Source organism: Veillonella sp. ZSJB6 (assembly GCF_051549505.1).
Classification (GTDB): domain Bacteria; phylum Bacillota; class Negativicutes; order Veillonellales; family Veillonellaceae; genus Veillonella.
In genome coordinates, this window is sequence record NZ_JBPUGE010000058.1 from 1 (window position 1) to 269 (window position 269).

1 protein-coding gene is annotated in these 269 nt (G+C 39.0%); it reads right to left on the bottom strand.

The genetic code is table 11. The features are described 5' to 3' along the window. The coding region (locus ACSV5T_RS09885; protein WP_438321002.1) for a glycosyl hydrolase family 28 protein at nt 1-262 on the bottom strand (262 nt) is incomplete at its 3' end. Between the last annotated feature and the right edge of the window lie 7 nt (nt 263-269).

A 269-nucleotide genomic window follows, 5' to 3' on the forward strand; every position in this document is an offset into this window, starting at 1 on the left:
AATGGATCCTTCTGAATGCTGGTGTCCGCTCATCTATCGGATAAGCCGTTTTTTCCCATACATATGGTTCTTTTCCTCGCGGACCGCAGAAATAATAAAGATTCAGTATAAATGGACACATCACATTATCCATGACTATATTGGATACTCGAATATCTTCAACGTTCCCGCCTCGACCTCGTCTAGATTTCAATCGTATTCCTCGATCAGTTTCTTGGAAGATACAATTTGAAATGGTAATATTACGTATACTACCACTCATTTCACTT